The organism is Pseudoalteromonas haloplanktis ATCC 14393, assembly GCF_000238355.1.
In the GTDB taxonomy this organism is placed as follows: domain Bacteria; phylum Pseudomonadota; class Gammaproteobacteria; order Enterobacterales; family Alteromonadaceae; genus Pseudoalteromonas; species Pseudoalteromonas haloplanktis.
This window is the reverse complement of sequence record NZ_AHCA01000002.1, coordinates 98,165-117,581: the sequence shown is the minus strand read 5'-3', so window position 1 is coordinate 117,581 and position 19,417 is coordinate 98,165. Positions and strand designations below refer to the sequence as shown.

At 41.5% G+C, this 19,417-nt stretch carries 16 protein-coding genes; 12 read left to right on the top strand and 4 right to left on the bottom strand.

Annotation, left to right across the window (positions count from 1 at the left end; translation table 11 throughout):
* Positions 1-108: 108 nt before the first annotated feature.
* The 3 genes from PHAL_RS0104710 to PHAL_RS0104700 all read left to right on the top strand — a co-directional run bounded on the left by PHAL_RS0104710 (position 109) and on the right by PHAL_RS0104700 (position 4,154).
* On the top strand, positions 109-1,665 hold the full coding sequence (locus PHAL_RS0104710; RefSeq protein WP_016707270.1) for a SulP family inorganic anion transporter: 1,557 nt from the start codon (positions 109-111) through the stop codon (positions 1,663-1,665).
* A gap of 106 nt (positions 1,666-1,771) precedes the next feature.
* Positions 1,772-2,389, top strand: coding sequence for an NUDIX hydrolase (locus tag PHAL_RS0104705; RefSeq protein ID WP_016707269.1), 618 nt, complete (start codon positions 1,772-1,774; stop codon positions 2,387-2,389).
* Positions 2,390-2,540: 151 nt separating this feature from the next.
* Positions 2,541-4,154 (top strand): ABC-F family ATPase, encoded by a 1,614-nt coding sequence (locus PHAL_RS0104700; protein WP_016707268.1) that lies wholly within the window; start codon positions 2,541-2,543, stop codon positions 4,152-4,154.
* A gap of 55 nt (positions 4,155-4,209) precedes the next feature.
* Here PHAL_RS0104700 and PHAL_RS0104695 read toward each other — a convergent pair whose 3' ends face one another.
* A complete protein-coding gene (locus PHAL_RS0104695) occupies positions 4,210-4,626 on the bottom strand; it encodes an MgtC/SapB family protein (protein WP_016707267.1) in 417 nt (138 codons plus the stop codon).
* A 226-nt stretch (positions 4,627-4,852) separates the two neighbouring features.
* Between PHAL_RS0104695 and PHAL_RS0104690 the strand changes: the two genes are divergently transcribed.
* A complete protein-coding gene (locus PHAL_RS0104690) occupies positions 4,853-6,364 on the top strand; it encodes a BCCT family transporter (protein ID WP_232321838.1) in 1,512 nt (503 codons plus the stop codon).
* A gap of 36 nt (positions 6,365-6,400) precedes the next feature.
* Here the strand turns inward: PHAL_RS0104690 and PHAL_RS0104685 are convergent, their stop codons facing one another.
* Positions 6,401-8,383: a BCCT family transporter gene (locus tag PHAL_RS0104685; RefSeq protein WP_016707265.1), complete on the bottom strand. Its 1,983-nt coding sequence runs from the start codon at positions 8,381-8,383 to the stop codon at positions 6,401-6,403.
* A 172-nt stretch (positions 8,384-8,555) separates the two neighbouring features.
* On the opposite strand from PHAL_RS0104685, the gene PHAL_RS22780 reads away from it, so the two are divergent.
* Complete coding sequence (locus PHAL_RS22780; protein ID WP_016707264.1) at positions 8,556-8,939, top strand: hypothetical protein; 384 nt, start codon at positions 8,556-8,558, stop codon at positions 8,937-8,939.
* Here the strand turns inward: PHAL_RS22780 and fghA are convergent.
* Entirely contained in the window at positions 8,890-9,735 is an 846-nt protein-coding gene (fghA, locus tag PHAL_RS0104675) for an S-formylglutathione hydrolase (protein WP_016707263.1), read from the bottom strand. The genes PHAL_RS22780 and fghA overlap by 50 nt on opposite strands.
* 55 nt (positions 9,736-9,790) lie before the next feature.
* Positions 9,791-10,912, bottom strand: a complete 1,122-nt coding sequence (locus PHAL_RS0104670) for an S-(hydroxymethyl)glutathione dehydrogenase/class III alcohol dehydrogenase (RefSeq protein WP_016707262.1) — start codon at positions 10,910-10,912, stop codon at positions 9,791-9,793.
* 114 nt (positions 10,913-11,026) lie between these two features.
* Here PHAL_RS0104670 and PHAL_RS0104665 point away from each other — a divergent pair, with 114 nt between their 5' ends.
* From PHAL_RS0104665 to PHAL_RS22775, 7 genes are all read left to right on the top strand, one after another.
* On the top strand, positions 11,027-11,896 hold the full coding sequence (locus tag PHAL_RS0104665) for a LysR family transcriptional regulator (RefSeq protein WP_016707261.1): 870 nt from the start codon (positions 11,027-11,029) through the stop codon (positions 11,894-11,896).
* 139 nt (positions 11,897-12,035) lie between these two features.
* The gene (locus PHAL_RS0104660; protein ID WP_016707260.1) at positions 12,036-13,253 is read left to right on the top strand and encodes a lipoprotein-releasing ABC transporter permease subunit; all 1,218 of its coding nucleotides are present in this window, start codon (positions 12,036-12,038) and stop codon (positions 13,251-13,253) included.
* The gene (lolD, locus tag PHAL_RS0104655) at positions 13,246-13,944 is read left to right on the top strand and encodes a lipoprotein-releasing ABC transporter ATP-binding protein LolD (RefSeq protein WP_016707259.1); all 699 of its coding nucleotides are present in this window, start codon (positions 13,246-13,248) and stop codon (positions 13,942-13,944) included. The genes PHAL_RS0104660 and lolD overlap by 8 nt, the downstream gene beginning before the upstream one ends.
* Positions 13,934-15,178, top strand: a complete 1,245-nt coding sequence (locus PHAL_RS0104650; RefSeq protein WP_016707258.1) for a lipoprotein-releasing ABC transporter permease subunit — start codon at positions 13,934-13,936, stop codon at positions 15,176-15,178. The genes lolD and PHAL_RS0104650 overlap by 11 nt, the downstream gene beginning before the upstream one ends.
* Positions 15,179-15,418: 240 nt before the next feature.
* Positions 15,419-15,892 carry a YehS family protein gene (locus PHAL_RS0104645; RefSeq protein WP_016707257.1) on the top strand — a complete coding sequence of 158 codons (474 nt, stop codon included), beginning with the start codon at positions 15,419-15,421 and terminating at the stop codon, positions 15,890-15,892.
* A 344-nt stretch (positions 15,893-16,236) separates the two neighbouring features.
* Positions 16,237-17,589: an NADP-specific glutamate dehydrogenase gene (gdhA, locus tag PHAL_RS0104640; protein ID WP_016707256.1), complete on the top strand. Its 1,353-nt coding sequence runs from the start codon at positions 16,237-16,239 to the stop codon at positions 17,587-17,589.
* 186 nt (positions 17,590-17,775) lie between these two features.
* Positions 17,776-19,173 carry a M28 family peptidase gene (locus PHAL_RS22775; protein ID WP_050901562.1) on the top strand — a complete coding sequence of 466 codons (1,398 nt, stop codon included), beginning with the start codon at positions 17,776-17,778 and terminating at the stop codon, positions 19,171-19,173.
* Positions 19,174-19,417 lie beyond the last annotated feature (244 nt).

Sequence of the window (19,417 nt, the reverse complement as noted above, 5' to 3'; positions counted from 1 at the left end):
TAAAACGACTCTCGTGTTTAGCCTGTACCCCTTACTGCAATTGTTAACCTTAGCTTAATTTGTTAGAATTGGGCGCTTTTTTGATCCCACATCCGCAAGAGGAATTCAATGTTTAACTTACTAAGCAAGGCGCCAAGCTCTGCTAAAAACGATATTTTGTCAGGTATTACGGTTGCGCTTGCACTCGTACCTGAAGCTGTTGCATTTGCGTTTGTTGCGAATGTGGAGCCTTTGGTTGGTTTATATGCAGCATTTATTGTTGGCCTGATCACTGCTATCTTTGGTGGTCGCCCTGGCATGATATCTGGTGCGACCGGTGCACTGGCTGTTGTGATGGTAAGTTTAGTGCTTGATCATGGTGTTGAATACTTATTTGCGACCGTGTTGTTAATGGGGATCCTGCAGATATTAGCTGGGGTGTTTAAGCTCGGTAAATTTATTCGGATGGTTCCGCACCCTGTCATGTTGGGATTTGTAAACGGACTCGCGATTGTGATCTTTCTTGCCCAACTTGGCCAGTTTAAAGTCTCTGATGGCGCGGGCGGCGTGCAATGGATGACAGGTACTCCGTTGATGATCATGCTTGCACTGGTAGCATTAACAATGGCTATTATCCATTTTTTACCAAAGTTAACGACGGCAGTGCCCTCAACTTTAGTGGCTATTGTAACTGTGACAGCCATTGTGATGGGCTTGGACCTTGAAGCGCGCACTGTACTTGATTTCTTAAAAGATATGACAGGGGACAGCGCTGCGACTATTGCTGGTGGCTTACCAGAATTTCATATTCCAATGGTGCCGTTTACGTTTGAAACGTTCAAAATTATTTTCCCTTATGCACTTATTTTAGCGGCGATTGGTTTAATTGAGTCGTTGTTAACATTGAGCTTAATTGACGAAATAACAGAGACCCGTGGTCAAAGTAATAAAGAGTGTATCGGCCAAGGTGCTGCAAATGTCACGTGTGGTTTCTTTGGCGCGATGGGGGGCTGCGCAATGATTGGTCAATCTATGATCAATATTAACTCAGGGGGTCGTTCACGTTTATCTGGGATCACGGCAGCTGTTATGTTGCTTGCGTTTATCCTGTTTGCAGCGGGCTTAATTGAAATGATCCCATTGGCTGCACTTGTTGGCGTAATGTTTATGGTGGTACTCGGCACATTTGAGTGGGCGAGTTTCAAAATGATGAAGCGTGTACCTAAGTCAGATGCCTTTGTGATTGTGCTCGTGTCGGGTGTTACAGTAATCACTGATCTAGCGATTGCCGTCTGTGTGGGTGTGATTGTCTCAGCGTTAGTTTTTGCATGGCAACATGCAAAACATATTTTCACAACAAACTATATTGATGAACAAGGCTCTAAAGTTTACGAGTTACACGGCCCATTGTTTTTTGGCTCGGTGAAAAAGTTTGCAGAATTGTTTGATGTGAAAAATGATCCTAAAGACGTGATCATTGAATTTAAATACAGTCGTGTAGCTGATCACAGTGCGATTGAAGCTATCGATGCGTTAGCGGATAAATACACTAAAGCAGGCAAGCAGTTACATCTTCGCCACCTTAGTAAAGATTGTACTCAGCTACTGCATAAAGCCCGTGACTTAGTTGAAGTAAATGTGATTGAAGATCCAACGTATAAAGTTGCCTCAGACAAACTTGCTTAAGCAGTTTATTTGAGTAAAAAGCGAAGGCAGTTGCCTTCGCTTTTTTGTATTGAATGCTTTATTGTGTAAAATCAAAATAGGTCGCTTAAATCGAGATTAAAGTCATATGTCACAGTGGTTAGCATGGGCCAAACAAATACAGGCCATTAGTCAAACAGGTAAAGCCTATACAAAAGATGGTTATGACATTGAACGTTATGAGCAATTAGCTGATATTAGTCACCAAATGTTAGCTTCGCTTGCTGAGCAACCTGTCAGTGTGGTTGAAAATCTATTTATTGATGAGCAAGGCTATCCGACTCCTAAAGTCGATTTGCGTGCAGGTGTAATCGTTGATAATAAAATCTTGCTAGTACGAGAACGAACTGACGATAAATGGTCGTTACCAGGTGGGTGGGCTGATGTTAATGAAGCGCCTCGCGAAGGGATTATTCGTGAAGTATTAGAAGAGTCTGGGTATCAGGTAACGAATCCTCGTTTAATCGCTTTAAAAGATCGGGCACTTCACCCATACTTACCTGTCTCTGCACAGCATATCTATAAATTATTTTTTCTGTGTGAGCTTATTGGCGGCGAACCTACAATTAACTTAGAAGTGTCTGAAATTGGCTTTTTTGCTTTAGATAATTTACCGGAGCTATCTGTTGGCCGGGTGCTCGTTGAGGATATACAGATGCTGTTTCACCACTATTATCAGCCCACCGAAGCATTGTTTATTGATTAACACTCATTACCCAAATAACTAAGACTAAGCTCGACTAGTGCGCAGGCTGCCTGTATAATTCGCGTCCTCTTTATACCGTGTTATTGCCTGTATTAACTTTTCCTTATTTATCGAACAGTTTACTTGCCAGTATTTGCTTAGGAAATTCATCTTGATATCTACCGCTAACATTACCATGCAGTTTGGTGCTGAACCTTTATTCGAAAATATTTCAGCTAAATTTAGTAACGGTAACCGTTATGGCTTAATTGGCGCCAATGGATGCGGTAAGTCAACGTTTATGAAAATATTAAACGGCTCACTAACACCTACTTCAGGCAATGTGTCAATTACACCGGGCTTAAAGGTTGGTAATTTAAGCCAAGACCAATTTGCCTTTGAGCAATACACAGTAGTTGATACGGTGATCATGGGAGATGTTGAATTATGGAAAATAAAACAAGAACGTGAACGCATCTATTCGCTCCCTGAAATGAGTGAAGAAGATGGTATGAAAGTCGCCGAGCTTGAAAGTATTTTTGCTGAAATGGATGGCTACAGTGCAGAAAGCCGCGCTGGTGATATTTTGTTAAAAGCAGGTATCGAGGAAGAATTTCATTTTGGCTTAATGTCACAAGTTGCCCCTGGTTGGAAATTACGTGTACTACTAGCCCAAGCACTCTTTGCCAACCCAGATATTTTATTATTGGATGAGCCAACTAATAACTTGGATATTCATACAATTAGCTGGCTTGAGCAAGAGCTGAACCAACGTAAATGTACCATGATCATTATATCTCATGACCGCTACTTCCTTAATGCTGTGTGTACTCACATGGCAGATATTGATTATGGTGAGCTGCGCATTTACCCTGGTAACTATGAAAAATTCATTGAAGCATCAACGCTTATCCGTGAGCAACTACTAGCTGGTAATGCGAAAAAGCAATCAGAAATTGAAGAACTACAAGACTTCGTAAATCGCTTTGGTGCCAATGCATCAAAAGCGAAGCAAGCGAGCTCACGTGCTAAACGCATGGAGAAAATTAGTTTAGACGAAGTGAAGTCTTCAAGCCGTATGGCGCCGTCATTGTATTTTGATGAAGGTAAAAAAATGCACCGTCAGGCATTGATCTTAGAAAATTTTGGTCATGGGTTTGATGGAGAAGTACTGTTTGAAGGTGGCGAACTGATCCTAGAAGCGGGTTCGAAACTGGCGATTATTGGCGAAAATGGTGTTGGTAAATCAACATTTATTCGTTGCTTAGTAGGTGAGCTTGAAGCGAACCACGGCGTGGTTAAGTGGTCAGAAAATGCTTCTATTGGTTATTGCCCGCAAGATAGCAGCAAAGATTTTGATAACGATTTAACCCTGTTTGATTGGATGTCACAATGGCGTACCGCTAAACATAACGACTTAATGGTACGCGGCATGTTAGGGCGTCTATTGTTTACCGCTGATGACGCGAATAAAAAAGCGCGTAACTGCTCAGGTGGTGAGAAAAACCGCTTACTATTTGGTAAGTTGATGATGCAAGATGTCAATGTGTTGATCATGGATGAACCGACAAACCACATGGATATGGAAGCGATTGAAGCATTAAATAATGCATTAAAAGGTTTTGAAGGCACATTGATTTTTGTCAGTCATGATCGCGAATTTGTGTCGTCTTTGGCTACCCGCATTATTGATATTCGTGACAAGAAAGTCGTCAACTTTCATGGCACGTTCAACGAGTTTATGGCAAGCCAGCAAGAGCAAGCTAAGTTACTCGAAACCAAGTAAGCTTTTTATAGTTTAAACCGGCTTAGGCCGGTTTTTTGTATTAAGTCAAATATAGTTATTTTAAGCGTTTCACATAGCGCAGAGTTATAAAGTTGATAATGGCCATCAACACGGCGATTTCGTAGCGACTAAAAGCCACGGCAATACCAATTAAGCCCATGTTCCATATACTTGCGGCGGTGGCAGTACCGTATGTAGAGTTTTTGTTTTTTAAGATTGCACCACCGCCAATAAAACCAATTCCGGTGATGATCCCTTCAAGCACTTTTGCCTCAGCCTCTGAGGTGGTTAAGACTGACATAGCGACTAATGCGTAACCGCATGAAGCAACCGCCACCAGCGGAAAGGTACGTAAACCGGCACCATGGTTTGAGCGTTCACGATCAAACGCCATCGGCAGGGCTAGTAAATAGGCAATTGATAAATGAATTAAATTTTCGATAATTTCATGTAATTGTAAGTTAAGTTCCATCTTAGATCTCATCGGCTATTTTTAAATAAAATTGCAAAGATCAAACCACCTTGGTAGATATAGTTTTTATTTTTTATCAATATGTTATGTTTCTGTAGTCAATAGCTTTACGTATTTTAGGTAACATTTACATATTACTGTGGGAGTTTTACTCAAGTAAATTGCTAATTTGATATCCGTATGAAAGCGCCGTATTCTTAGCATTGCTAATTTTTAAGGTATGAGTGTGACAAGTCGATCTCGTTTTTCCAATTTTACTGCTAGTCTTGAAACGTATGCACTGATACTTTGTATGATCTCAGTTGCGGGGGCATTTTTGTTCCCGGATGCACTGACTGCGACTATCAAACCATTGATCATTAATGTGTTAGCAGTATTAGGCGGGCCATTTTTTCTGCTCGTGAATTTTTTATTGATTGGCGTGATAGTACTGGCGTTCAGCCCTCTTGGGCAACGTAAAATAGGGGGTGAACACGCAAAAGTTGAGTTTTCAAACTTTGGTTGGCTTTCTATGTTATTTGCTGCAGGAATGGGATCTGGTCTTGTTTTTTGGGGCGTGGCTGAACCCGTAATGCATGTTTTACAACCCCCTTTAAAGCAAAGTTTATATCCTGATCGCCAAGCAGCCGCGTTAGCTATCACATTAGTGAATTGGGGTGCACATGCGTGGGCTTTGTACGCAGTATTTGGCTTAGTGCTAGGTGGCTTAAGCCATAATAGTGGTAAAGCTGGTGATATTAGTGCCCCGGTGCTGAGTTTGACACGCTCATTTTTTAACAGAGCAGAGCAGTTAAAGTTAAAATTTTTGATTCAGTTATTAGCTATTTTGGCCATATTTTTTGGTGTGGTTGGTACGATTGCCAATTCAACTTTACTACTGAGTAAAGGAATTGAGTTAAAGCTGGATGTTCATACGCCGTGGTTGGTCGGGTTAATTATTATTGTGTTATTGGCTGTACTTTACAGCTTATCTGCACGATTAGGGCTTAAAAAAGGTGTGCAGACACTGAGTCAGTTTAACGTGTTTTTAGCATTTTTTATCCTTGTTTGGTTAATGACTATGGTACCCCTGCAACCGATCATTGATGTGGCGCTCAGTGGTAGCCAATATTATATCCACTTATTAGTAACGGGAACTTGGCAGTTCTCTAGCCAATTAAATGCGCCTAGTTGGGCGAATAGCTGGACCTATAATTATTATTTTTGGTGGTTAGCATGGGGACCATTCGTTGGTGTATTTTTAGCTAAAATAAGCCAAGGACGTCCAGTATGGCAATACATTGTTGGTGTGGTTATTGTGCCAACCTGTGTCACTATTTTATGGTTTAGTGTTTTTTCTGGATCTGCAATCGCTTGGGACAGTGGTCATAACAGCGGTATTATGGCCGCGATTAAAGTTGATTATACCCAAGGTTTATTTGTATTTTTTAAGCAGCTAGGCTGGCAAGGTGGTGTACTCATTTGGGCAAGTTTATTGCTTTTGTTGATCTTTGTGGCAACTTCTGTCGACTCTGCAATATTAGTGATACGCAACTTAGCTGGGGCAAAAAGCAGTCACCGTTTAAGCCTGTATACTTGGTCTTTTGTTCTTGCGTTGAGCAGCTGGGTATTGTTATTACAAAATAATGAACTACTTAACCGTAGTCTGGCAGTGATTGGTGCTCTGCCATTTTTGTTTATTTTTATTCTGCAGCTGATTGGTTTTGTGAAAGAATTTATGGCTGAGCTACAAGAGTAAGCATAAGATACTTACTCTTGTAATTGCTTTGCTGATTTAGCGTAGGGTATGTAAGAAGTGCATGTGTTTATGGTATTGATCGATCAGATCATTAATTACGGCTTCTTTAGACCATCCCATTACATCATAATCTTGACCACCTTCACGTAAATGAACCTCGGCACGGTAATAATTTTCATCACTATCGTCATCATCTTCATCATCAATTGTGTACGACGGTTTTTCATAAGAGCGGCGTTTTACTACATAAAGAAAGTCTATTTCTTCGCCAAGTAATACTCTTAAGCTGACTTGACCACGCTCAAGCTTATCAACATCAACGATGACCTCTAAGTTATGAGTGCCAAGCTCTTTGGCTACGCTTTGCATCGCGGGTAAAGCAATTGATTTAACAAATCGATTAACGTTGGTTTTATTTGGAAAATCAACAATATTGTTCAGGCGTTCTTGCCAACTTGCACCTTCACTGCCAGGTAAGGTAGGCGCAATTGGTGCTATATTCATTTGCAAGCTTTCCCGTTTGGCAATATCAACTCGCAATGCTTTGATCAAGCCGTATGTTGCTATGAGTAACACCACCGCAAAGGGCAGTGCACTGGCAATGGTCATCGTTTGCAGTGCCCCCAAGCCACCAACCATCAGCAGTACCGCAGCGACAACACCTTCACCACCGGCCCAATAAATACGTTGCCAAACAGGTGTGTTGTCTTTACCGTTAGAGCACAGCATATCAACTACCATTGAGCCTGAATCAGAGGAAGTAACAAAAAATACGATAACCATACAGGTGGCAATAAATGACAGTACACCAGACATAGGGAAGTTTTCTAAAAAGGCGAAAATTGAAATCGCGACATCTTGAGAAACGGCTTCACCTAGGCTTGTAACACCTTGATTCATGATCAAGTCAATGGCCGAATTACCAAAAAAAGTCATCCACATTAATGTAAAACCAGTTGGAATAAATAGCACACCCATTACAAATTCACGAATGGTACGTCCACGGGATACTCGTGCGATAAACAAACCAACAAATGGCGCCCATGACATCCACCAACCCCAATAAAGAATAGTCCAACCACCCATCCAATCCGTTTTTTCATAGGCAAATAAATTGAAGGTGTGGTTGACAATGTCGGATGCGTAAGCGCCTACGTTTTGCACAAACGCTTGTAATAAATAAACGGTAGGGCCAAGAATAAGTACAAATGCTAGCATGATGACCGCAAGGCCCATGTTTAATTCAGATAAAATACGGATCCCTTTATCAAGGCCTGTGGTAACCGAGATTATCGCTAAGCCTGTGACTGCTGCAATTAGGATCACTTGGGTGATAATACCCACGGGCACATCAAATAAATAATTTAACCCAGAGTTCACTTGCAGGACGCCATACCCTAGAGAGGTGGCGACGCCGAATACAGTACCAATAACGGCAAATACATCAACAGCATGACCAATTGGGCCGTAAATTTTATCGCCAATTAATGGGTAAAGCGCTGAGCGTAATGTCAATGGTAAGCCATGACGGTAGCTAAAAAAGGCTAAGATCAGTGCAACGATAGCGTAAATGGCCCAAGCATGTAATCCCCAGTGAAAAAAGGTGATTTTCATGGCTTCACGGGCAGCCTGTACGGTTTGTGCATCACCAACGGGAGGGTTCATGTAATGCATAACTGGTTCAGCAACCCCAAAAAACATTAAGCCTATTCCCATACCTGCACTAAACAGCATGGCAAACCAAGTAACATGATTATAATCGGGGGTCGAATGATCAGGCCCAAGCTTGATGTTTCCGTAGCGTGATAAACCTAAGAATGCCACTGTGATCAAAATAATGGCAACGGTTAACACATAAAACCAACTGGCATTTTGAACAATTGCAGCTTGCAAAGTATTAAAGAAGCTATCAGCTGTTGTTGGCGCTAACGCGGTAAACATGACTAATAGGATAATGAGTGCAGACGCCGTGTAAAACACGGGCGGATTGAGTTTTGATTTTTCTTCTGTGGTGGACATTGATATTCCCCGTGCTGAATTAAATGTTCATAGAAATAAAATTTCTAAAAAAGTATAGCATATTCAATTAATTAATTCATTGTCATGAACTTACAGTTTTTTACAGTGTTTTGTACTGTGTTAGTTATAGTATTAATTAACAATACATCAACGTAGTACAAGGATTTAATTTATGTTCAAACATTTTGTTGTAGCTTTAGCTGTTAGCCAATTATTGTCTGCATGTACCGTGGCTGGGGTATTGGTTGATGGCGCTATTTATTCAAAAGCAGATGAAAATTACGATGCTGATTTAGCGCTTTCCCCTGCGCATGTGGCGCCAGAAAAGGATTTTCCCGTTGGTGATCAACAAACATTTTCTTTTTCTGAGCTCGGTTTGGAAGTGGACCGATTCTTGGTCGGATTAGTGCAACAGCAATCACAGCCGCAAGTGCTCTGCAAGCGAGTGACTAAAACACTTAAAGAATGTGAGGAAGTACCGGCTGACAACCTCACACAGGAGCAGACTATTGAGCCTGCAAATACGATTGATGAAATAATAGGTGTTCATCAATAAAGCTACTGATAAAAAAGTAACTATGGTCATAACCTGCATGCATGTTAATTTCAGCAGGGTAGTCATTCTCATTCACTTGTTGGAATAAGTTTTCAGTTTTTAGTTGTTCCACTAAAAAGTTATCAGCTTCACCTTGATCAATGCGCATTGGTAGGTAATTTTTTTGCTTGGCGTGTTTCATTAGCTCACAGGTGTCGTATTGGGCCCACGCCGATTTATCACTGCCTAAATACTGACTAAATGCTTTTTGCCCCCAAGGACAGTTAATTGGGTTCACAATCGGGCTAAACGCTGAAGCACTGGTGTAATTTTGTGGGTTACGTAGGGCAATCATCAACGCGCCATGCCCCCCCATAGAATGACCACTAATTGCTTTTTTGTCGGTTACTGGAAAGTGCTGCTCAATTAAAGCAGGTAGCTCATTTACCACATACTCATACATATTGTAGTGGGTGTTGTAGGGCGCTTGTGTGGCATTGACATAAAAGCCAGCACCTTGGCCGAAGTCATAGCTGTCTTCATCCGGAACATTGTCACCGCGTGGGCTAGTATCAGGAGCAACAATGGCAATGCCTAATTCAGCTGCTTTTTTAAAAGCACCGGCTTTTTGCATAAAATTTTCATCAGTGCAAGTTAAGCCTGATAACCAATACAGCACGGGAACTTTATTGGTTTGGCTTGCGCCGGGTGGCAAAAAGATAGCAAAACGCATTGTGCAGTGAGTACTGTTTGCAGTATGGCTATATTGCTTGTGCCAGCCACCGCTGACTTTTGTGGCACTTAAATTATCTAACATAGTATCCTCGCTAACAGGCCACCGAGCAAAAGCTGGGTGGCATGTGTACTTTATATTAGTAATGGATGACAGTACGAATACTTTTACCTTCATGCATTAGATCAAATGCGTCATTAATATCTTCAAGCCCCATGGTATGGGTAATAAAGTCATTAAGCGCAAATTCGCCCGCCATATAACGCTCTACAATCTCTGGTAGTTGTGAGCGTCCTTTCACACCGCCAAAGGCACTGCCGCGCCATACACGCCCAGTAACGAGTTGAAACGGGCGTGTGGAAATTTCTTGGCCTGCACCCGCAACCCCAATGATCACCGATTCTCCCCAGCCTTTGTGGCAACACTCAAGGGCAGAGCGCATCACATCAACGTTACCAATGCACTCAAATGAGAAATCAACGCCACCATCGGTCATCTCAACAATCACTTCTTGAATCGGTTTGTCGAAATCTTTTGGATTAATTAGATCTGTTGCGCCTAACTTAGTCGCCAGATCAAACTTAGAGGTATTAATGTCGATGCCGATAATGCGTGAAGCGCCAGCCATTTTCGCACCAATAATCGCAGATAGACCAATACCGCCTAGGCCAAAGATAGCAACTGTATCACCGGCTTTTACTTTTGCCGTATTTGTTACTGCACCCATACCCGTTGTGACGCCACAGCCAAGTAAGCAAATTTCTTCTAAAGAGGCTTCTTTATTGACTTTAGCTAGAGAAATTTCTGGCAGTACTGTGTACTCAGAAAATGTTGAGGTGCCCATGTAGTGATAAATTGGCTGACCATCTTTGAAAAAACGAGTTGTACCGTCAGGCATTAAACCTTTACCTTGAGTTTCGCGAACAGCCGAACACAAGTTTGTTTTACCTGAGGTACACATTTTACACTCACCACACTCAGCGGTGTATAACGGGATCACATGATCGCCCACTTCAACACTCGTTACCCCTTCACCAACAGCATAAACAACCCCAGCACCTTCATGGCCTAAGATAGCCGGAAAGATACCTTCAGGATCTGCACCTGATAAAGTGAACGCATCGGTATGACACACACCCGTTGCTGTGATTTTGACCATGACTTCACCTTTTTTCGGCATCATCACATCCACTTCTTCAACAGACAGTGGTTGGTTAGGTCCCCAAGCTATTGCAGCTTTTGATTTAATAAACTCTGACATGGGTTCTCTCTTTTATTAATTACTTAGATGGTTTAAAACAATAGCGCTATTTTATTTGTTTCTCAAACAATGTTAATCTTCATTTTAATAAAACACTTTTACAGTATGGTAATAATGAGTCGTTGGTTAGGCATAGATGAATTTATCGCAGTCGGCGAAGAGGGCAGTTTTACTCGTGCAGCCAGTGTGTTGGGTGTATCGGTAGCGCATATAAGCCGTCATGTTACGCAATTAGAGCAACGTTTAAACACACAATTATTAACCCGTACAACCCGAAAGGTAGTGTTAACCAAAGAAGGGGAAGTATTTTTACACCAGACCAAACACTTGCAGCACGCCTTAGACGACGCCACCGGCTTACTCGCTCAGCAACAAAGTACACCCAAAGGTAAAATTAAACTTACTGCGCCAGTTATGTATGGCGAAAGCTTTGTGATGCCTGCTGTACACACATTTATGCAGCAACACAGTGATGTTGAAGTAGAAATGGCGCTGAGTAACGAGCAAGAAAACCTATTAGAAGGTGGGTTTGATTTGGCTATTCGCTTGGGTCATTTAAAAGACTCTAGCTTAAAAGCACGGCGCTTAAGCGAGCGGCATTTTGTAATTTGCTGCTCAAAAGCCTATTTAGCGCGTTTTGGTGAGCCTCATACCTTAGCAGAATTACAAAATCATCAATGTTTAGTGGGGAACAGTAGTTATTGGCGAGTGTGCGAACAAGGGCGTGATAAGCATATTAAAGTAGCAGGACGATTACGCTGTAACAGTGGCTGGGCATTAGCGGATGCGGCTAAAAAAGGACTAGGTATTATTCAATTGCCTAACTATTACATTGAGCGTGACTTAGCCGCGGGGGATTTAGTACCAATATTGATGAACAGCCAGCCAAAGCCCGAAGGTGTGTGGGGCGTGTATCCCCCGAGACAGTTTGTGGCAACCAATGTACGTGCATTACTTGACCATCTTATAACGTCACTAAATTGAAGATCATTAAAAATAGGCGGGCCAATTGACGGCAGTAGTTGATTTGTCATTAATTTTTACATTTTTGCACATACCCAACAGCCGTTTATCTATGCTAGTATGGGCGCTGAATTGGCATTAAATGTAACCATAAATAATTATGTTTCAACCTGTTAGCCTGTTTATCGGGCTGAGATACAGTCGTTCCTCGAAAGGGAATGCATTTATCTCATTTATTTCGTTTTTCTCCATCGCCGGTATTGCCATAGGTTTAATGGCATTATTTACTGTTAGTTCAGTAATGAATGGTTTTGAAAATAACCTTAAAACTAATATGCTAGGCCTTATTCCCCATGTTGAAATTGCAGCTGATGGGCAAACACAGGCCCAAATGACGCAGTTACAAAATGATATTATGGCATCTGAATTTGTAAAACACGCGAGCTTGTATCGTCATGGTGAAGCAATTTTACAAACTAACCATGACCTTCACGGCGTATTGCTGCAAGGCTTATACGATGATAACGCATCTTTGTATAAAATCAGTGATAGAGTGACTCAAGGTAATTGGCAAACTGTTATGGCATCGCGCTATAACATTGCTATCAGTCGTTACTTAACTCGTAAACTCGGTATTGGTTTAGGTGATAAAGTACGGGTGATCATGCCCAATGCGTCAAGTTACACGCCGCTTGGTCGTGTCCCTAGCCAACGTTTATTTACAGTTGCGGCAATTTATGAAACCGGTTCTGAAATAGATATGAGTTTGGCGTTTACTAGTGGCGAATCGCTGCAACGGATTTTAAAGCTACCAACTAATAGCGCACCAAATTTAAGCATTTCACTTTATGACCCTTTTGAGTTAGATACCTTTAGCGCATCAGCCAGCAACATTTTAAATCAATACACAGTCACCGATTGGCGTCAGTCACAAGGGACTTTATTTGCTGCTGTAGCGATGGAAAAACGCATTATGTCTATGCTGCTTGGGCTTATTGTGCTAGTGGCGGTATTTAATATTGTTTCAGCGTTGACCATGATGGTGAGCGAAAAACAAAGTGAAGTTGCTATTTTACAAACTCTAGGGTTAACCCCAGCACAAGTCCAGCACGTTTTTATGATCCAAGGTTTATACAACGGTTTAATTGGTACCAGTATTGGTGCAGGACTCGGCCTGTTACTCAGCGCTTATATTAACGAAGTATTAGCTGGGATTGGTTTAAACCTATTAACGGGGATTGCTTTACCCGTTAAATTTGACGTGATGAGTTTATTAGTGATTGCCATTGGCAGTATTACCATGAGCTTTTTAGCCACATTATATCCGGCACGTAAAGCTGCCAATGTTAGCCCCGCAGAGGTATTGCGTTATGAATGATTTAGTTATCCAATGTGAACAATTAAGCAAAACATATCAAGATGGTGCCAACCAAGTAGAAGTGTTAAAAGGGATTGATTTAAGCTTGCAGCAAGGTGAAATGTTGGCAATTGTAGGCAGTTCTGGTTCAGGCAAAAGTACCTTGCTACATATTTTAGGCACACTTGATTCGCAAAGTGCTGGGACGGCTAAAATCAAAGGTCAGCAGGTCGCTAAGTTATCACGTGCTGAACAAGCTAAATTTCGTAACGACCATTTAGGATTTATTTACCAGTTTCATCATTTACTGATGGAGTTTAATGCTGTTGAAAATGTAGCTATGCCTTTATTAATAAAAGGTTTAAGTGCTAAAGAGGCCAATGTTAAAGCCCTCGCCATGCTTGATAAAGTTGGCTTGTCGCATCGCAGTAACCATAAACCCTCTATGTTATCTGGTGGTGAACGCCAGCGCGTAGCAATTGCGCGTGCCTTAGTAACTGAGCCTGATTTAGTTTTAGCCGATGAGCCTACAGGCAACTTAGATAAACAAAATGCGATTAAAATTTATGATTTGATCAAAACACTCAATAGCAGTTTAAACACCAGCTTTGTAGTAGTGACTCATGATTTAGAGCTCGCCGATAAGCTAGGTAAAATTGCATACCTTGATGATGGTAAGTTGGCAATTAAAGAGGCTAATCATGTTGCTTAGTGCCTACTTAAGTAAACGTTTTAGAGCAAGTTCAGGTAGTAAAGACGAAAAAAATGGTTTTGTTAGCTTTATAGCAAAAGCCTCGACCATAGGTATTTTACTCGGTGTTGCTGTGCTCATTGTGGCTTTGTCAGTGATCAATGGTTTTGAACAGCAGCTTGTACATCGTTTATTAAGTGTTGTACCGCAGGTTGAGTATGTTGCGCCAAATCGTGCAATTGATAATTGGCCTGAAAAAGTGGCAAAACTCACGAAGCAGCCAGGGGTAACGGGTGCTGCTCCTTTTATAAGTGTCAATGGTATGGCGCAATATAAAAGCGAACTAAAAGCGGTTGAAGTGCGTGGTGTTGATCCAGCTTTTGAAACTGAGGTGTCTGCGGTTAATCAGTTTACTTATGGCAAGTTGGTCAGCCAAATTAGCGAAGATGAAATTATTTTGGGCCAGCAAATTGTTAAACAGTTAGGCGTTGAACAAGGCCAGTTAATTACTTTATTGATCCCCCAAGTTAATCAAGCTGGTGCTGAAATACTCGCGCCAAAAAGGGTTACTTTAACATTGGTTGGTGTAATTGAAATGGGAGGCCCCATTGATAGCAGTGCGGCATTTATTCATTTAAGCAAAGCACAATCAGTACTTGGCTATGAACAACGACAAGTAACTGGGCTTCGCTTAGCAGTAAACGATGTATTTCAAGCACACCAAATAGCGCTGCGTGTTGGTCAAACAATTGATGATTATGTGTATATCTCTAGTTGGTTTAGAACCCAAGGTAGTTTATATCAAGATATACAAATGGTCAGAACCATCGTTTATATTGTGGTATTTTTAATTATTGCCGTGGCAAGTTTTAATATTGTTTCATCATTGGTGATGGAAGTACGAGAAAAGCAAGCTAACATTGCAATCTTAAAAACCATGGGTGCAAAAGACAGCACTATACTCGCAACGTTCATTTTGCAAGGGCTTAGCCAAGCCTTTATCGGCGTAGTGTTAGGCAGCTTTATTGGTGTGATGCTCGCGTTGAATATTAGTGAGCTATTTACTTTAGTGAGTCAGTTACTCGGGGCCAACCCTCTTGAAGGTGTTTATTTTATTGAATTTTTACCGAGTAAACTAGTATGGCAAGATATTGTGGTTACTGTGATCGTCACATTTATTCTCGCAGTACTGGCAACCCTTTACCCCGCATGGCAAGCAACCCGTGTTGATCCTGCTAAGGTGCTTGGCAATTGATCAAGTTTCATTTAAGAACCTGTGTATAAAAGGATTATTAATCAATTCGCACGTTACCTGCACGCTAATGAGGTTTATAAGGCGCACTTTGTATCAGTGGTGTAATGTCGATATTGGCATCGTGGCGTGGGGGGGCGAAAAATATCAATAGGGGGGCTTCATTAACTCTGTTAAACTGCACGGCTTCTTACTTAGCCAGCAATACTTGCTTGGTTGTCTTATCTTACTCTGGAATTTACTTTGACTAATAATGATATTTTACGTCGTCTGCGTTATACCTTTAATTTAACAGATACTAACATGATTGAAATTTTTGCGGCGGCGGATCATGTTGTCACACCACTACAAGTAACAGGTTGGCTGACGAAAGAAAGTGAAGCAGGGCATGTAGAGCCAAGTGACACTGAATTTGCGACTTTTCTAAATGGTTTTATTAATACAAAACGCGGTAAACGCGATGGCGAGCAGCCACTTCCAGAGCGCACACTAAATAATAATAGTATTTTAATGAAATTGCGTATTGCACTGAATATGAAAGCAGACGATGTGATTGCGGCACTGGCGTTGAGTGGCTTTAACTTAAGCAAGCATGAGTTAAGTGCTTTTTCACGCAAAGTAGATAATAAGCATTACCGTGTTTGCAACGATCAGGTGTTACGTAATTTCTTAACCGGTATTCAGCTACAATTACGTACAACGGTTAGCGGCGAATAGATTGTCTATTATATCGATATGGCAAACGTTATTGAAACACAATACCTTGTTTATCGTTAGAAAAAGCTAAATGCTAATTGTGCTGCTGTTAAAGCTCTATTTCCCCAAGCTACTCACAGTATGAGTGTGCTTGGGTTTATATGCGGAATTTCTGGGTAAAAATCTAATTGTATTTTCGTTAACTCAAAAATAATTCACGTTACTAGGCGTTAATTATAAGGCTTCATCATGTTAGAGTGTTAAAAATTCTATTTTTTAAGGGTCTTACTATATGAATCACAAACTTGATCACGTTTATTTTAACATCTGATACAACTACAAATTTTGAACACGGAAGAATAATTATGAATTATATACACAGTACAATTGCGCAATTAAAACAGACGAGTCCGGCACAATGCGAATTTTACCAAGCAGTAGAAGAAGTGCTAGAATCACTCGAACCTATCCTCGAAAACTCCGCTGAATATCAAAAAAATGCGATTATCCAACGATTAGTAGAGCCTGAACGGCAAATTATGTTTAGAGTTCCTTGGGTTGATGATGAAGGCAACATTCACGTTAACAAAGGGTATCGAATTGAATTTAACTCCACCCTAGGCCCCTATAAGGGCGGCTTACGTTTTCACCCAAGTGTGAACGCCAGTATCATAAAATTTTTAGGGTTTGAGCAAATATTTAAAAACGCATTAACCGGGCTGCCTATTGGTGGTGGTAAAGGCGGCGCTAACTTTGATCCTAAGGGCCGCTCAGATGGCGAAATCATGCGTTTTTGCCAATCATTTATGAATGAAATGTACCGTCATATTGGCCCAACGACCGATGTTCCTGCGGGTGATATTGGTGTTGGCGCGCGTGAAATTGGCTATATGTTTGGCCAATATAAACGTTTGACTGGCCGTTACGATGGCGCGTTTACAGGGAAAAGTTTGGCCTGGGGCGGCTCATTGGTTCGTAAAGAAGCAACGGGTTATGGTGCTGTGTATTTTGCTAATTACATGCTGCAAGAGGCCAATAACTCTCTGCAAGGTAAACGCTGCTTAGTATCAGGTGCTGGGAATGTGGCTATCTATGCGATGGAAAAGCTCTATCAATTAGGCGCAACCCCTATCACGTGCAGTGATTCAACAGGCACACTTTATCATGAGTCAGGAGTTGATCTTGCGCTTGTTAAACAGCTCAAAGAAGGTGCTCGTGCAAGTTTAGCTGTGTATTTAGATACTCACCCAGATGCGCAATATATTCCAAAAGTTGATTATCCATGTGATGGCCACGCCGTATGGCGATTTGCTGCAGATGCCGCATTTCCATGCGCAACGCAAAATGAATTAACACAAGCTGATGCCGAAATGTTAATTGAAAATGGCTGCATTTTAGTCAGTGAAGGTGCAAATATGCCCAGCACCAAAGAAGCAATCGACGTGTTTCTTGCCGCTAAAATAGCGTATGGTCCAGGTAAAGCTGCTAATGCTGGCGGCGTTGCTACGAGTCAATTAGAAATGGCGCAAAATGCCAGTATGCAATCGTGGACATTTGAAGAAGTTGATTCTAAGTTGCAGCAAATAATGAAAAACATCTTTGATACAGCTAGTTGCACAGCAACTGAGTTTGGCCAGCCAGGCAATTTAGTGTTAGGCGCTAATATTGCTGCATTTCGTCGAGTTGCAGATGCAATGATAGAGCAAGGTGTGGTCTAGTCATTAAGTCAAACTAAGCTTATTAAGCCCACTACTTTCAGTGGGCTTTTTAATGGTGATTACACAGTTTATTGCACTAATCGGTAATTAAACGAGTTAATCAGTTGTTAGTCTCAAAATTATTTGCAGCATTTATTCACTCACGTATTGTAGTTTGTGTATTTATTAACAATAAAAGAGCCAACCATGTTTGAGCAAAAAAGCCATTTTCTTACATCCTGTAAACCTGCGTTACTCCTCAGCACACTGTTTATTACAACCAACACATTTGCTGTCGAACCCGATTATCAAGATCAAGCCAAACTTCATGACATCGCAGCAGCGGTATCACCTCAACGCATAGAAAAGGATATTCAAGCATTAGTTGATTTTGGCACTCGTCACACGTTGTCCGAGACTAAATCAAATACCCGAGGGATTGGTGCTGCGCGTCGTTGGATAAAAGCAGAATTTGAAAAAATATCTGCCGAGTGTGGCGGCTGTTTAGAGGTTTTAGAAGTAAAAGACACCATATCAGGTGAAAAACGTATTCCTAACCCTGTTGAAGTGGTTAATATTATTGCAATTCAGCGCGGTAGTGATGAACCAAACCGCATGGTGATGATGTCCGGTGATATTGACTCGCGTGTAAGTGATGTAATGGATTTTACCAGTGATGCCCCAGGTGCAAATGATAATGCATCAGGCGTTGCGGGCGTGATTGAATCGGCTCGTGTGTTATCTAAGTATAAATTTAATGGTTCGATTGTTTATGCGGCGCTTTCAGGTGAAGAGCAAGGATTATTTGGTGGTAAAATCCTCGCCTCGTATGCACAAAAACAAGGCTGGCAAGTACACGGTGTACTCAACAACGACATGATTGGTAATGTTACAGGTATTAACGGCGTAACGGATAACACCACTGCGCGTATCTTCTCTGAAGGTACACGGGTTATTGAAACCAAAGAGCAAGCTCATAAACGCCGCTTTACCGGCGGCGAGGTCGATTCTGCAAGTCGTAACCTAGCGCGTTATATTGATACCATTGCTGATCGTTACATTCCTAACTTAGATACTATGTTGGTTTACAGGCTTGACCGTTTTGGTCGTGGAGGGCATCACCGCCCATTTAACGACATGGGCTATGCCGCTGTGAGGGTGATGGAAACCAACGAAAATTACAATCACCAACACCAAGATCTACGTACAGAAAATGGTATTGTTTATGGTGACACGATCGACGGTGTTGATTTTGATTACACGGCAAAACTCACCTCACTTAATGCGGTAAGCCTGGCCTCTATGGCATGGGCACCAGCGCCACCAAAAGACGTTGAAATCTCAGGTGCTGTGCAGCCAAGCACCACTTTGAAATGGCAAAAAAACAGCGACAAAACAACAGTGGGTTACAGAATTTACTGGCGTTATACCAGCGAGCCACAATGGCAGTTTAGCCGCTATGTCGGTGATGTAAGCGAAGCAACCCTTAAAAATGTGGTGATCGACAACTATTACTTTGGCGTAGCCGCTGTTAATAAAGACGGCATTGAATCACCGGTGGTATTTCCAGGTGATGTAGGTGCATTTGAGCAGGATATAAACTAATTAATTAGGCGTAGCGCAAGGCGCTTTTGCGCTACAGCTTTAATTCATTGAAGGGATATTGCACTAAAATTCTCGGTATATACTTGGTTTAAGTTCTCGCTTTATCTTATTAATAAAATTAAATGATTGACTTTAATAGTGTTTATTTTGATTGTTCTCGTTTAATAAAAATGTTGATTCTCGATTAGGTAAGTTCTTGCTATGAGCGGGGCGAGTTTTTATTGCCATCTTCCTCATAAGTTAG

Excerpts from the sequence above, each read along its gene's own strand:
- PHAL_RS0104670 (WP_016707262.1), bottom strand. The coding sequence starts at position 10,912 with ATGTCAGAGTTTATTAAATCAAAAGCTGCAATAGCTTGGGGACCTAAC.
- PHAL_RS0104660 (WP_016707260.1), top strand. The coding sequence starts at position 12,036 with ATGTTTCAACCTGTTAGCCTGTTTATCGGGCTGAGATACAGTCGTTCC.
- PHAL_RS0104695 (WP_016707267.1), bottom strand. The coding sequence starts at position 4,626 with ATGGAACTTAACTTACAATTACATGAAATTATCGAAAATTTAATTCAT.
- PHAL_RS22775 (WP_050901562.1), top strand. The coding sequence starts at position 17,776 with ATGTTTGAGCAAAAAAGCCATTTTCTTACATCCTGTAAACCTGCGTTA.
- PHAL_RS0104705 (WP_016707269.1), top strand. The coding sequence starts at position 1,772 with ATGTCACAGTGGTTAGCATGGGCCAAACAAATACAGGCCATTAGTCAA.
- fghA (WP_016707263.1), bottom strand. The coding sequence starts at position 9,735 with ATGTTAGATAATTTAAGTGCCACAAAAGTCAGCGGTGGCTGGCACAAG.
- gdhA (WP_016707256.1), top strand. The coding sequence starts at position 16,237 with ATGAATTATATACACAGTACAATTGCGCAATTAAAACAGACGAGTCCG.
- PHAL_RS0104665 (WP_016707261.1), top strand. The coding sequence starts at position 11,027 with ATGAGTCGTTGGTTAGGCATAGATGAATTTATCGCAGTCGGCGAAGAG.
- PHAL_RS0104685 (WP_016707265.1), bottom strand. The coding sequence starts at position 8,383 with ATGTCCACCACAGAAGAAAAATCAAAACTCAATCCGCCCGTGTTTTAC.
- lolD (WP_016707259.1), top strand. The coding sequence starts at position 13,246 with ATGAATGATTTAGTTATCCAATGTGAACAATTAAGCAAAACATATCAA.
- PHAL_RS0104710 (WP_016707270.1), top strand. The coding sequence starts at position 109 with ATGTTTAACTTACTAAGCAAGGCGCCAAGCTCTGCTAAAAACGATATT.
- PHAL_RS22780 (WP_016707264.1), top strand. The coding sequence starts at position 8,556 with ATGTTCAAACATTTTGTTGTAGCTTTAGCTGTTAGCCAATTATTGTCT.
- PHAL_RS0104650 (WP_016707258.1), top strand. The coding sequence starts at position 13,934 with ATGTTGCTTAGTGCCTACTTAAGTAAACGTTTTAGAGCAAGTTCAGGT.